The sequence below is a fragment of the Ruegeria sp. E1 genome (assembly GCF_056534225.1).
The window spans coordinates 205722-219654 of the sequence record NZ_JBQFPE010000008.1; the positions used below are offsets into that span (position 1 = coordinate 205722).

At 61.2% G+C, this 13933-nt stretch carries 12 protein-coding genes; 8 read left to right on the forward strand and 4 right to left on the reverse strand.

Annotation, left to right across the window (positions count from 1 at the left end; all coding sequences use genetic code 11):
* The first annotated feature begins 50 nt into the window (after positions 1–50).
* Positions 51–911 carry a LysR family transcriptional regulator gene (locus tag ACR0FG_RS12440; RefSeq protein WP_480893340.1) on the forward strand — a complete coding sequence of 287 codons (861 nt, stop codon included), beginning with the start codon at positions 51–53 and terminating at the stop codon, positions 909–911.
* On the opposite strand, the gene ACR0FG_RS12445 is transcribed toward ACR0FG_RS12440, so the two are convergent.
* The gene (locus tag ACR0FG_RS12445; RefSeq protein WP_480893341.1) at positions 912–1094 is read right to left on the reverse strand and encodes a DUF1674 domain-containing protein; all 183 of its coding nucleotides are present in this window, start codon (positions 1092–1094) and stop codon (positions 912–914) included.
* 90 nt (positions 1095–1184) lie between these two features.
* On the opposite strand from ACR0FG_RS12445, the gene ACR0FG_RS12450 reads away from it, so the two are divergent.
* The 7 genes from ACR0FG_RS12450 to ACR0FG_RS12480 all read left to right on the forward strand — a co-directional run bounded on the left by ACR0FG_RS12450 (position 1185) and on the right by ACR0FG_RS12480 (position 9651).
* The gene (locus tag ACR0FG_RS12450; RefSeq protein WP_480893342.1) at positions 1185–2444 is read left to right on the forward strand and encodes an RsmB/NOP family class I SAM-dependent RNA methyltransferase; all 1260 of its coding nucleotides are present in this window, start codon (positions 1185–1187) and stop codon (positions 2442–2444) included.
* Between the two features lie 88 nt (positions 2445–2532).
* Positions 2533–4272: a heparinase II/III family protein gene (locus ACR0FG_RS12455; protein ID WP_480893343.1), complete on the forward strand. Its 1740-nt coding sequence runs from the start codon at positions 2533–2535 to the stop codon at positions 4270–4272.
* A 22-nt stretch (positions 4273–4294) separates the two neighbouring features.
* Positions 4295–5884: a bifunctional phosphoribosylaminoimidazolecarboxamide formyltransferase/IMP cyclohydrolase gene (gene purH, locus ACR0FG_RS12460; RefSeq protein ID WP_480893344.1), complete on the forward strand. Its 1590-nt coding sequence runs from the start codon at positions 4295–4297 to the stop codon at positions 5882–5884.
* Positions 5884–6354: a signal peptidase II gene (gene lspA / locus ACR0FG_RS12465; protein ID WP_480893345.1), complete on the forward strand. Its 471-nt coding sequence runs from the start codon at positions 5884–5886 to the stop codon at positions 6352–6354. The genes purH and lspA overlap by 1 nt, the downstream gene beginning before the upstream one ends.
* A 50-nt stretch (positions 6355–6404) precedes the next feature.
* On the forward strand, positions 6405–6923 hold the full coding sequence (locus ACR0FG_RS12470) for a DUF3035 domain-containing protein (RefSeq protein ID WP_170710937.1): 519 nt from the start codon (positions 6405–6407) through the stop codon (positions 6921–6923).
* Positions 6924–7003: 80 nt separating this feature from the next.
* Positions 7004–8344 (forward strand): M16 family metallopeptidase, encoded by a 1341-nt coding sequence (locus ACR0FG_RS12475; RefSeq protein ID WP_480893346.1) that lies wholly within the window; start codon positions 7004–7006, stop codon positions 8342–8344.
* Positions 8341–9651, forward strand: a complete 1311-nt coding sequence (locus ACR0FG_RS12480; protein WP_170710935.1) for a M16 family metallopeptidase — start codon at positions 8341–8343, stop codon at positions 9649–9651. The genes ACR0FG_RS12475 and ACR0FG_RS12480 overlap by 4 nt, the downstream gene beginning before the upstream one ends.
* A 20-nt stretch (positions 9652–9671) precedes the next feature.
* Here ACR0FG_RS12480 and ACR0FG_RS12485 read toward each other — a convergent pair whose 3' ends face one another.
* The 3 genes from ACR0FG_RS12485 to deoC are packed head-to-tail and all read right to left on the reverse strand — an operon-like array spanning position 9672 to position 13876.
* Positions 9672–10481: an SDR family oxidoreductase gene (locus tag ACR0FG_RS12485; protein WP_480893347.1), complete on the reverse strand. Its 810-nt coding sequence runs from the start codon at positions 10479–10481 to the stop codon at positions 9672–9674.
* Positions 10482–10504: 23 nt separating this feature from the next.
* Entirely contained in the window at positions 10505–12838 is a 2334-nt protein-coding gene (locus tag ACR0FG_RS12490; protein ID WP_480893348.1) for an aldehyde dehydrogenase family protein, read from the reverse strand.
* Positions 12839–12886: 48 nt separating this feature from the next.
* A complete protein-coding gene (gene deoC, locus ACR0FG_RS12495; RefSeq protein WP_480893349.1) occupies positions 12887–13876 on the reverse strand; it encodes a deoxyribose-phosphate aldolase in 990 nt (329 codons plus the stop codon).
* Positions 13877–13933 lie beyond the last annotated feature (57 nt).

Sequence of the window (13933 nt, forward strand, 5' to 3'; positions counted from 1 at the left end):
ATGGCATTAACACAATTAATCCTTATTTCGACTGAGGCTTGGAAAATCTTATGGCTAAGAAAAAGATCGGACTGCCACCATTGGATTGGCTGCGCGTGTTCGAGGCCGCCGGGCGATTGGGTGGCTTCTCGGCTGCGGCACGGGAGTTCGGTCTGACGCAGGCCGCTGTCAGTCAACGCATCGGAAATCTTGAGGCATGGCTGGGCCGCACCCTGTTTGTACGCGAGGCGCGGGGCGTATCACTGACGGTAGAAGGTGAAAGCTATCTGCCGCTGGTGCAGGACAGTTTGCAAACACTGGAACGCAACACCGAAGACCTGTTCGGCAAGGCGCCGCGCGAGTTGCGGGTCGCAGGACTGTCTTCGCATATCTACGCCTTGGTGCTGCCCTGCCTGCCGCAATTTCTGCAGATGCGGCCCAAGGTGCAGGTCATGACGGATTCTGTCGCCCGTCGATCTTCGCTGGATGAAGAAAAGACGTGGCTGCAAATCCGATATGGCCGCGGGACGTGGCCGGGACGAGAGGCGGCGCTGATCGCACGGGAAGTATTGGCACCTATGGCTGCTCCGGGCACGGATTGGGGTGCATCGCTGATTGACCAGCGCGGTGAGCGTCCGGGTTGGCGCGACTGGGCGCAGGTTGCGGACATAGCAGACCTGCCCCCGGCTCGTGTCAGCTTTGATTCGGTGGGCCACGCAATTGCAGCGGCGCGGCAGGGTATGGGGGTCGTGCTGGGATCGGTGCCGCTGGCCTCGGGGCATTTGCGAACAGGGCAGTTATGCCGGTTGGACCTGCCGCAACTTGAAACCCGTGACGGCTATTGGCTGACATGGCCCGAGGATCGGGTGCGTTCGAAAAAGCAACGGGCCCTTGTCGAGGATTTCCTGACCGCGTTGAAGGCGTCGCATTGATCAGAAATCGATGGCGATGCCTTTCTTCTCCCAATCGCCATAGCGCGCGGGATCGGGTCCGTCACGACCGCCCAGCTCTTTGGGCATCGCCTTTGCTTCGGCCTCAGCCTTGCGGCGACGCTCTTCCGCCTCGGCCAAAGCGCGCTGCGCGGCGGGGGGCAGGTCTTTGCGGTCATCACTCATGACATCGGGTTCCTTTCCGGGCACACGCTTGATATACGCCCGCGTCCGCCTTTGGCAATGCGGGCGCGGGTCACAGGAAAGGCGAACCACATGTCCGATAGCGCGACAGCGGCGCGACGCAGCGCGATCTATCTGCTGGATCAGATTCTGGGTGAGGGGCGTTTGCTGTCCGAATGCCTTGCCGCCGGAGCTTTGGATCGGCTGGACCCCGAGGATCGCGCGCGGGCGCAACGTCTGGCGCTGGAAACCCTGCGCGGGTTGGAGCGGGCGGATCGCCTGTTGGCAAATCATCTGAACCGGACACCCGCTCTGACGGTCCACAACGCGTTGCGTGTGGGTGCGGTTGAGCTGTGTCAGGGGGCGGCAGCGCATGGTGTCGTAAACTCGATGGTCGAGATTGTCGGACGGTCGCGCAAGCATGGTCGGCTCAAGGGGCTGGTGAATGCCGTGTTGCGCAAAGTCGCGGCAGAAGGGCCCGAGGCATGGCCCAAAATGCGCATCCCGCGCCTGCCGGATTGGCTGCGTGACCCGCTGATCATGGCATGGGGTGGCGATGCCGTTACAGGTATGGAGGCTGCGCATTTTGCAGGTGCTGCGCTGGATGTAACGGTGAAACCGGGCGGTCAGGCACCGGGTGGTGATCATCTGCCGACAGGTTCGTCGCGCTTGCAGGACGCAGGACAGGTCTCGGCCTTGCCGGGGTACCAAAGCGGGGACTGGTGGGTGCAGGACGCTGCCGCTGCGTTGCCGGTGCAGGTTCTTGCACCCAAGGCGGGTGAGAGCATTCTGGACCTATGTGCCGCCCCCGGTGGCAAGACGCTGCAACTGGCGGCGGCCGGGGCCAAGGTGGCGGCGCTGGATATCTCGGAAAACCGGCTGACGCGCGTGCGCGAGAACCTCGCCCGCACGGGTTTGACAGCCAATGTGATTGCCGGGGATGCGCTTGAGCATCAGGGGCAATACGATGCGATCCTTCTGGATGCGCCCTGTTCGGCCACAGGTACGATCCGCCGCCATCCCGACCTGCCCTTTGCGAAGGATGGGTCCGAATTTGGTGGGTTGATCGCGTTGCAGGCACAGATGCTGGCGCACGCCTGGACATTGCTGAAACCCGGCGGGCGGCTGGTGTATTGCACCTGTTCCCTGCTTCCGGATGAGGGCGAGGTTCAGATCGAAGAGGCGCTGGAACACCATACTGACATGCAAGTGAATCGCGCAGCGCTGGGGATTGCAGGCGTCGACAAGGGTTGGACCACCAACGAGGGCGGCTTGCGCCTGCGCCCGGATTATTGGCCCGATCAGGGTGGAATGGACGGGTTCTACATCGCTTGCCTGAACAAAAGCGCCTGAATGCACGCTTTTCGATGACTTGACCTTTGGACCCGTCTATCGTTGGTTCAGGCGCCAGCAGAGCGTCAGGGGCAGAGTAACGAGCGGCATGTCACAATCAGACACCATGGCTAACCGATGGGGCCGGTTTCAGAACCGGCTATACGCGCGGCTCAGCCAGCGCCGGCGCGCCGTGGCCGGTTTTGTCGGCCAGCCCGAGCCGCGCACGGTCGGCTCGTTTGCGCGGGGTCGGCAACTGGTAGCCGGCAACCTGTTGTTTGCGGGCTTTCTGGTCGAGGCCGAGGATACCGACCTTTGGGATGTTTCAGCCCCCAGCGACGCGTTTGATCAGGAACGCCACGGGTTTGCCTGGCTGGACGATCTGGCCGCTGTTGGTGACATGCGCGCGCGGGAAAAGGCGCAGCGATGGGTCTGGGGCTGGATTGCGGCGCATGGCGGCGGGCAGGGGCCGGGATGGGCCCCCGATCTGACGGGTCGCCGGGTGACGCGCTGGATCAACCACGCTTTGTTTCTGCTGCGCGGCGCGGATGAAGCGCAAAGCAAGCTGTTCTTCCGGTCACTGGCGCAGCAAACCTGGTTCCTGTCGAAACGCTGGTCCGCTGCGACGCCGGGTTTGCCCCGGTTCGAGGCGCTGGCGGGTCTGGTTCAAGCTGGTTTGGCACTTGAGGGTCTGGAAGCCATGGCCGACCCAGCCCTGCGGGGGCTGGCGCGGGAATGCGACAAACAGGTGGACGCGCAAGGCGGCATCCCGACCCGAAACCCTGAAGAGTTGCTTGAAGTCTTTACACTGTTGTCGTGGACATCTGCGGCGCTGAGTGAGGTTGGTCGGGGCACCCCAGCCGCGCAGACCGAGGCGATCAAGCGTATTGCCCCGACCTTGCGCGATCTGCGTCATGCGGATGGGGCACTAGCCCGGTTCCATGGCGGCGGGCGCGGGGTCGACGGGAGGCTGGATCAGGCGCTGGCCCAAAGCGGGGTCAAGCCCAAGCCGTCCGAAGGCTTGGCGATGGGCTTTGCCCGTATGACTGCCGCCCGCACCACGGTGATCGTGGATGCCAGCGCGCCGCCGACAGGCGTAGCGTCATATAATGCCCACGCCTCGACAGTGGCGTTCGAATTGACCTCGGGGCGGCGCCCTTTGATCGTGAACTGTGGATCGGGGGACAGTTTTGGTGCCGACTGGCGGCGCGCAGGGCGGGCGACGCCATCGCATTCGACCCTCTGCGTGGATGGATATTCCAGCGCGCGGCTTTCAAACCCTGTCAAAGGGTCCGCACATGAGGCGATGATCGATGGCCCGCAAAGCGTGCCGGTCGACACCGAAGATGCATTTGAAGGTCAGCGGTTCATGGTGGGGCATGACGGCTATGCCAAGGTGTTCGGCCTGACCCACGCGCGCACGCTGGAACTGCGTTTTGACGGGCGCGAGTTGATTGGCGAGGATATTCTGCTGACTGCGACCGACAAGGCCAAGCGGCAGTTTGACAAGGCGATGAATGCAACCGGCCTCAAAGGCATCGCGTTTGATATCCGGTTTCACCTGCATCCCGACGTGGATGCGGCGCTGGATCTGGGGGGGGCTGCGGTGTCGATGGCGTTGAAAAGCGGTGAGATCTGGGTTTTCCGCCATGACAACATCGGAAAGTTATCAGTCGAACCAAGCGTTTATCTTGAAAAAGGTCGCTTGAAGCCACGCGCGACAAAACAGATCGTTCTCTCTGGCCGCGCAATGGAGTATGCGACGCGCATCCGGTGGACGCTCAGCAAGGCTCAGGATACAGCCTATGCTGTGCGGGATCTGCACCGGGACGAGCCTGATTTCGACTGACGCCAAAAGGACCTTTGGACCCATGACCGACCTTCACCCCGTGCGCCGCGCGTTGCTTTCCGTTTCCGACAAGACCGGATTGACCGAGCTGGGAAAGGCGCTGGCCGAGCGCGGGGTCGAGTTGCTGTCGACAGGCGGAACGGCACACGCGCTGCGGGATGCGGGGCTTGAGGTCAAGGACGTCGCCGAGATCACCGGATTCCCCGAGATGATGGATGGCCGGGTCAAAACCCTGCATCCGATGGTACATGGCGGGTTGCTGGCGCTGCGCGACAATGATGCTCATGTGGCCGCGATGGACGAACACGGCATCGGCGCGATCGATCTGCTGGTCGTGAACCTCTATCCGTTCGAGGCGACGGTCGCCAAAGGCGCTGACTACGACACCTGTATCGAGAACATTGACATCGGTGGGCCCGCGATGATCCGCGCGGCGTCAAAGAACCATGCTTTTGTAAACGTAGTCGTAGATGTTCAGGATTATGACGCGCTGCTGTCCGAACTTGCGGCGAATGAGGGTCAGACCTCGTACGCGTTCCGTCAACGTTTGGCTCAGACGGCCTATGCACGTACTGCCGCCTATGACGCGGCGGTGTCGAACTGGATGGCCGATGCTCTGGCCGCCGAGGCCCCGCGCCGCCGCGCCTTTGCCGGAGAGCTGAAACAGACCCTGCGCTATGGCGAGAACAGCCACCAACAGGCGGCGTTTTACGTGGACGGCTCTGGCCGCCCCGGCGTGGCGACCGCGGTGCAGCATCAGGGCAAGGAACTGAGCTATAACAACATCAACGACACCGACGCAGCGTTTGAACTGGTGGCCGAGTTCGACCCGGCTGAAGGTGCAGCCTGCGCCATTATCAAACATGCCAATCCCAGCGGTGTGGCCAAAGGCGCGACGCTGATTGAGGCCTACAAAGCCGCATTTGATTGCGACCGCACCTCGGCCTTTGGCGGGATCGTGGCGCTGAACCAGCCTTTGGACGCGGAAACCGCGCAGGAGATCACGGGGATTTTCACCGAGGTTGTGATTGCCCCCGGTGCTTCGGACGAGGCCAAGGCGATCTTTGCTGCCAAAAAGAACCTGCGCCTGCTGACAACCGATGGCCTGCCCGATGTGACCATCGGCGGCAAAACCGTCCGGCAAGTGGCGGGTGGGCTGCTGGTGCAGGACAAAGACAATGGTTTTGTTGGTTTGGATGATCTGAAAGTCGTCACCCAAAAAGCCCCGACAGACGAACAAATGCGTGACCTGCTTTTCGCATGGAAAGTGGCGAAACACGTCAAATCCAACGCCATCGTCTACGTTAAGGATGGCGCAACCGTTGGCGTCGGCGCGGGCCAGATGAGCCGCGTGGATTCTGCCCTGATCGCCGCCAAAAAGGCCGAGCGCATGGCAGACGTGCTAAACCTGCCGCAACCGCTGACCATCGGTTCGGCTGTCGCTTCGGACGCTTTCTTTCCCTTCCCCGACGGCCTGATGGAAGCGGCCGAGGCTGGCGCAACCTGTGTTATCCAGCCCGGTGGCTCGATGCGCGATGATGAGGTGATTGCCGCCGCCGATGAGGCCGGATTGGCTATGGTCTTCACCGGTATGCGGCATTTCCGGCACTGATGCGCAGCCCGCTCCTCCTCTGGGCCGGATTGGTCGCGTTTCTGATCGACCAGATCAGCAAGTATCTGGTCGTTCATGTCCTGCGTGTGGCGCAGGGGGATATCGACGTTTTGCCGCCGCTTTTGGTGTTCAAATACGGCGAGAATCGTGGAATCAATTTCGGCTTGTTCCAGGGCAACAGCGATGCAGCGCGGTGGGTTCTGATTGGCGTTTCCCTCGCCATCTGCGTCGGCGTTCTGATTTGGCTTGGCCGGAATACGCCGAACAGATTCATGCAGATCTGTGGTGGGCTATTGATCGGCGGTGCCTTGGGAAATGTCGTGGATCGATTGCTTTACGGCTATGTTCTGGATTTCCTGAACATGTCCTGCTGCGGCATTAACAACCCGTTTGTGTTCAATCTGGCCGATGTGTTCATTTTTGCGGGAGCTTTGGGTCTGGTGCTGTTTGACGGCAAAAAGCCCTCGTGACCTGTCCGCATATATGCGATAAAAGCGCCTGAAACTGGCCGGAGACTGCAATGCGTATGCCGCACGCCATCCTTGTTCTGACACTTGCAGCCGTTGCTGTTGCGGGCTGTTCCAAGCGCAGCTTGCGGGATTTGCAGCCGCCGGGCGCAGGACCGGATGAGTTTTCGGTGCTGCCGGTCAAGCCACTGACTCAACCCAAGGATTATGCATTCCTACCGGCACCCACGCCGGGTGGCGGCAATCTGACCGACCCGACGCCCAAGGCCGATGCAGTTGTTGCATTGGGCGGAAGCGAAGCCGCGCTGAACCCAAATGCGGCTATACCGTCAAGCGACGCAGCGCTGGTCACGGCCTCAAGCCGGTATGGTGTGCCTGCCAACACGCGGCAGGTGGTTGAACAGGACGATGCAGATTTCCGCAAACGCCGCGGACGCTGGACCGGCCTGCGCCTGTTCCCGGTCGACAGGTATGAGCAGGTCTATCAACGTCAGTCGATTGATCCGAATGCACAGACAGACGCCGCGCGGGCACGGGGGATCGAGACTCCGTCATCTCCTCCCGATGAATAATTCTTAACTTTCCGTCATCGCCCTTGAACACCGGCCGCACCACCGTAGTTTGAAACCTGAAACGAAACGGAGGAAGCCCCATGGTTCGGGCCCTTGCATTGACGGCCGCCCTGATGGCCGCGACGCCTGTCTTCGCCAAAGAGGGGCACGAGGCGGTCACGACCTTTACGCTGGACAACGGCATGGATGTGGTGGTGATCGAAGATCACCGCGCCCCCGTCGTGCAGCATATGGTCTGGTATCGGGCAGGTTCGGCAGATGAACCTATCGGTTCGTCCGGAGTGGCACATTTTCTGGAACACCTGCTGTTCAAGGCCACCGATGATCTGGAAGCAGGCGAGTTCTCAGCAACCGTCGCGGCCAACGGCGGTAATGACAACGCGTTCACCTCGTATGACTACACCGCCTATTTTCAGCGTGTCGCCGCCGACCGGCTTGAGTTGATGATGCGGATGGAGGCGGACCGGATGCGCAACATCCGTCTGACCGAAAGCGACATCGTGACCGAGCGGGATGTGATCCTTGAGGAACGCAACCAGCGCACCGAAAACAACCCGCGTGCCCTGTTCGGTGAGCAGATGAGCGCGGCACAATACCTCAATCACCGTTATGGGGTGCCAATCATCGGCTGGCGGCACGAGATGGAAACACTGGACATGGATGACGCCCTGTCGTTCTACCAGACCCATTACGCGCCCAATAACGCCATTCTTGTTGTGACGGGTGATGTCGAACCGGATGCGGTCAAGGCGCTGGCGGAACAGTATTACGGCGTGATCCCGGCCAATCCGGACCTGCCCGAACGCGTCCGCTCGCAAGAGCCGCCGCAAACTGCTGAACGCCGCCTGACCTATAAAGACCCGCGCGTGGCGCAGCCTTACGTGCAGCGCAGCTATCTGGCTCCCGAGCGTGACGCAGGCGCGCAGGAAAAAGCCGCCGCCTTGTTCCTGCTGGCTGACCTTCTGGGCGGCAGCACCACATCCTACCTGAACGAAAAGCTGCAATTCGAGCAGCAAAAGGTCGTCTATGCCGGTGCCTTCTATCGCGGCGTTTCGCTGGATGACACCACGTTTGACCTGATCGTCGTCCCTGCCGAGGGTGTGTCGCTACAAGAGGCGGAGGATGCGATGGATCAGGTTGTGGCCGATTTCATCGCTGAGGGCGTCAACGAAGACGATCTGAACCGGATCAAGATGCAGTTGCGCGCAGCCCAGACCTATGCCCGCGATAACGTGGACGGCATCGGCAACCGCTATGGCCGCGCGCTGACCAGCGGCCTGACGGTCGAGGATGTGCAGGCCTGGCCGGATATCCTGCAGGCGGTGACGGGCGAGGATATCATCGCCGCCGCCCGCGAGGTGATCCAGCCCGAAACATCCGTCACCGGATGGTTGATGCGCGATGATGAGGTGACTCAATGAAACGGCTTTTCGTAACGCTGATTGCTTTCGTCATTGCTCTGCCCGCATGGGCCGAGATCGAAATCCAAGAGGTCACTTCGCCTGCAGGTATCAAAGCGTGGCTGGTCGAAGATCACTCGATCCCCTTCACCGCGCTCGAGTTGCGGTTCCGCGGGGGTACCTCGTTGGATGATCCGGACAAGCGCGGGGCGGTCTATTTGATGAGCGGCCTGATCGAAGAAGGCGCGGGCGACATGGACGCCCGGACCTATGCGCGCGAGCTGGAATCGCTTGCGGCGTCGTTCCGGTATAACGCGACAGATGACACAGTGTCGATCTCTGCCCGGTTCCTGACTGAAAACCGCGATGAGGTAGTTGATCTGCTGCGCACAACGATACACGAGCCGCGTTTTGATCAGGACGCTGTGGACCGGGTGAAGGCGCAGGTCGTGTCTGGCTTACGGTCCGATCAGACCGATCCGAATGACATCGCGGGGCGTCATTTCGCGGAAATGGCTTATGGCGATCATCCCTACGGCACCGAAGGAAAGGGCACGATCGAAAGCGTATCGGCCCTGACGCGCGAGGATGTGGTGGCCGCTTATGACGGTGTCTTTGCCCGCGACCGCATGTATGTCGGTGCTGTTGGCGATATTACCGCCGAGGAGCTTGGCGTGTTGCTGGACGAATTGCTGGCCGACCTGCCCGCAGCGGGCAAACCGATCCCCGGCAAGGCTGACGTTACCATCCCGGGCGGTGTCAGTGTTGTCGAATTCGATACACCGCAATCGGTCGCGCTGTTCGGGCACGCAGGCATTGATCGCGACGATCCCGATTTCTTTCCCGCGTTCATCCTGAACCACATCCTGGGCGGCGGCGGTTTCGAAAGCCGCCTGATGCAGGAAGTGCGCGAAAAGCGCGGCCTGACCTATGGCGTTTCGACATTTCTGGTGCCCAAAGATCTGGCCTCGGTCTATCTGGGGTCGGTGTCTTCCGCCAATGACCGGATCGCCGACGCGGTCGAGGTGATCCGCGCCGAATGGGCGCGCGCCGCGACCGAAGGTGTGACACAGAAGGAGTTGGACGATGCCAAGACCTATCTGACCGGGGCCTATCCGCTGCGGTTTGATGGCAACGGACAAATCGCTGGCATCATGGTTGGAATGCAGATGCAGGGCCTGCCCATCGACTACATCGCCACCCGCAACGACAAGGTGAATGCGGTAACTCTGGATGACGTAAATCGCGTCGCCTCTGAACTACTGGATCCGGATGGGCTGCATTTCACCGTGGTAGGCAAACCGGTGGGTCTTGAGACCACAAATTGAACAGGGGGGCTGAGCGTTGCTCAGCCCTTTTTCATATCCCGCAGCATTTGTCCCATCATCTGGCCAAATTTGCCCGATCCACGCTGATAGAGCGCGCCGTCCACGGCCAGAACCGTGCCGCTGATATAGCTCGCCAGATCAGAGCTTAGAAACAGGCACGCATTGGCCACGTCTTGGGGCTGCCCCCAGCGGCCCAATGGCACATCGCGGCGTAGGGCTTCTCCGGCATCGGGTGTGGGCGCAAGGCGTTTGGCCCCTTCGGTCCCTTCGATGAACCCCGGCACGACCGAGTTCACACGAATGCCTTCAACGCCCCATTCCATCGACAGCGTACGGGTGATCTGATCAACCCCTGCCTTGGCGGCGCAGACATGGGCCTGACCTTCGTAAGGCAGATAAGACTGCGGGGCCGAGATATTGATGATGCTGGCGCCGGGGCGTTTCAGATAGGGATAGGCCCCCTTCATCACATGAATTGTGCCCATCAGGTCGATATCGATCACCGTCTTGAACGCATTGACCGACATCTCGGCGGCCAGTGCCGGAAAGTTCCCCGCCGCGCCCGAGATCAATACGTCGAAGTCACCAAATGCATCGTGAAATTGCTTGAGGCCCTTAGCGACAGCCTCAGGATCCCGTACATCAAACGCCGCCCCGATCGCGTCCTCTGCGCCTGCGGCTTTCAGCGCGGCAATGGTGTCATCGACCTTTTCCTGCGACCGGCTTGCCACCGCCAGCTTTGCACCCGAGGCCGCAAAACCCTCGGCAATGCCGCGATTGATACCGCTGGTGCCGCCGATGACGATGACGGTTTTTCCTGAGAAATCCATGTGGGCCTCCGCTGACGGGAGCCCTACTCGCCGTAGGGCACCCAGATGTTTTTAACCTCGGTCGCAGCCTGCAGGAAGCGGCGGGAATGGTCCATGCTCCAGTCAATTGCCGTCGCGTTATTGACCCATGTGCGCTTGAGGTTCCCGGCAGATACGGCTTCGATCTCTTTCGACAGATCTGTGGAAGAGAAGGACCAGACCGCATCCACGTTCAGATGCGAGGCCAGCGGTTTCGCCAGTTCCGCATGAGTGCCGGTCAGGATGTTGACCACACCCGCAGGCACGTCCGAGGTCTCAAGGATCTGATAGAAATCGGTTGCGGCCAGCGGATAGGGCTCGGATGCCACCAGCACCACCCGGTTGCCCATCGCAATCGCGGGTGCCATGGCCGAAACCAGACCCAGCAAAGGTGCCTCATCCGCACATAACGCGCCGATAACGCCCACCGGTTCCTTCATCGCAATCGCCACGCCCCGGATCGGCACGCCGTGGACCTGACCGTCATTTTTGTCGGCCCAGGCCGCAGCGGTGAACAGGCGCTGGATCGAGGCCTCTACCTCTTTGGCACCGCCCTTCTTGCCGGTCATGGCATCGATACGCGCAGCAAACTCACCCGCGCGGGCCGAGAGATTCTCGCCGATGTAGTACAGGATCTGCGCTCGCAGATGGCCTGTAGTCTTGGACCAACCCCTGGCGCCCGCCGCAGCCTCAACCGCGTTGCGCACGTCTTTGCGGTTGCCAAGACCGACATGGCCCAACAGGCCAGATTTGCCCCAGACAGGCTTCGAATAGCCGCCATCGGGCCGCGCCTGCTTGCCGCCGACATACATCTTGGCGGTACGATCGATGGGATCGACTGGGGCACCTTCGCCCATCACCGCTTCCACCCGCGCCAACGGCTTGGCCTTGCCTTTGGGCTTGGTATAGGCCGCCAGCCCTTCCCAGCCGCCTTCGCGACCAAAGCCGCTTTCGCGCACACCGCCAAATCCGGCTGCAGCGTCGAACAGGTTGGTCGCGTTCACCCAGACCACACCGGCAACCAGCTTGGGCGCGATATCCAGCGCGAGGTTCACATTCTCGGTCCAGACCGTCGCGGCCAGTCCATAGCGGGTGTTGTTGGCCAGTTCGACCGCTTCCTCCGGCGTGCGAAAGGTGGAGGACACCAGAACAGGGCCAAAAATCTCCTCCTGCATCAGCGGATCGGACGTTTCGAGGCCCGAGATCAGCGTAGGCGGGTAGTAGCAGCCGTTCTCGGGCAGATCGCAGGCCGCCTGATGCACATGGCCAGCGGTGTTGCTGTCAACCATGCCCTTGATGGTTTGCAATTGCACCGGGTCCACAACCGCACCCACATCAATGCATTTATCCAGCGGATCGCCAACGCGCAGCTTGTCCATGCGCGCGCGCAGCTTGTCGTGGAAGTGATCAGCGATGCCTTCCTGCACCAACAAGCGCGAGCCTGCGCAGCAAACCTGCCCCTGATTGAACCAGATCGCGTCGACCAGACCTTCGATGGCTGAGTCAATATCAGCATCGTCGAACACGATGTATGCCGACTTGCCGCCCAACTCCAAGGTCAACTCTTTGCCCGAGCCTGCGGTCGCCTCACGTATACGCCGACCTACGGTGGTCGAGCCTGTAAAGGCGATCTTGTCCACGTCCGCGTTTACGATCATCTCACCCACCGCGCCGTCGCCAGTGACGATGTTGACCACGCCCTTGGGCAGCCCGGCCTGCGAGCAGATATCAGCGAACAGCAGGGCGGTCAGCGAGGTATACTCGGCCGGTTTCAAAACCACCGTGTTCCCCATCGCAATTGCAGGCGCGATCTTCCAGGCCAGCATCAGCAGGGGGAAGTTCCACGGGATGATCTGCCCGCACACGCCCAAAGCCTCAGCGTCAGGCAACTCGCTCTCCATCAACTGTGCCATGCCCGCGTGGTAGTAGAAATGCCGCTGCGCCAGCGGGATATCTATATCCCGTGCCTCACGGATCGGCTTGCCATTGTCCATGCTTTCCAGCACAGCAAACAGGCGGGAATACTTCTGCAAGAGCCGTGCAATGGCATAAAGATACCGCGCCCGCCCTGCACCGCCCAGCTTCGCCCATTTGGGTTGCGCCTTACGCGCTGCAGCCACGGCGGTGTCCACATCACCCTGCTTGGCCTGGGTCAACTTGGCCAGAACCTCACCGGTCGCAGGGTTGCGGCTTTCGAAGCCTTTGCCGGGCTTGGTGAACGCCCCGTCGATATAGTGACCGAACTTGTCACCCTGATCGACCAGCCAGGCCAGAGCCTCGGCAGCGCTTTCGGGGGCAGGACCATAGTCCATGGTTTCGAAGATTTCTTTAACGCTCATGACTTCATCTTTTCCCAAATACTCACTGTCCTGACGTTTGTCAGAGGCTCAGCCGAGTGAATGACGATGACCGGCGGAATACGCGCCCGTCACATAATGCTCCAACTGCCGCTCGATATCGCCCAGCAGAGACGACGCGCCAAAGCGGAACAGGTCCGGTTCCAGCCAACGGTCGCCCAGTTCATCCTTGATCAGCGACAGGTAAACCAGCGCGTCCTTGGCCTTTGAAATCCCACCCGCCGGTTTGTAGCCGACGCGGTACCCGGTGCGATCATAGAAATCGCGGATCGCGCGGATCATTACCAGCGACACGGGCAAAGTTGCATTGACGCTTTCCTTGCCGGTTGAGGTCTTGATGAAATCCGCCCCTGCCATCATGCACACGACCGAGGCGCGGGCGACGTTGCGCAGACTGCCCAGCTCTCCGGTGGCGAGGATTGCCTTGACATGGGCGTCGCCGCAGGCGGCGCGAAAGGCCTTCATCTCATCGTACAATGCCTGCCAATCACCCGACAGGACATGGCGGCGCGAGATCACGATGTCGATTTCCTCGGCCCCGGCCTTTACGCTTTCCTCAATCTCGGCCACGCGCAGGTGAAAGGGCGACAGGCCCGCCGGGAACCCGGTGGACACAGCCGCCACTGGGATGCCGGTGCCTTTCAGCACCTCGACCGCAGTTTCGATCATGTCGTGATACACGCAGACGGCTCCGGTCGTAATCGGCGGCATATCCAGAGCCTGCAACACTGCGGGCGAAACCGGTTGGCGTGCCTTAGCGCACAGGCGGCGCACGCGGCCTACTGTGTCATCGCCTGCCAGTGTCGTCAGGTCGATCATCGTGATCGCCTTCAGCAGCCACGCGGCCTGATAGTCCTTCTTTACCGACCGACGACCGGGCAGTGTCGCAGCCCTGCGTTCGATGGCTGAGGTGTTGGCCTGCACGGCGCGCACCCAGTCCAGGTCCAGATCCATGCCCGGGTTCCGGGGTTCGGTCACTTGTGGCAGATGCGCGGTGCGCACGGGGCTCTGCGTTTCCATCATCGCGTCCTTTGGGAGATTTGCGCCAAAATCGCACGGGACGCGTCCGAATGGAAG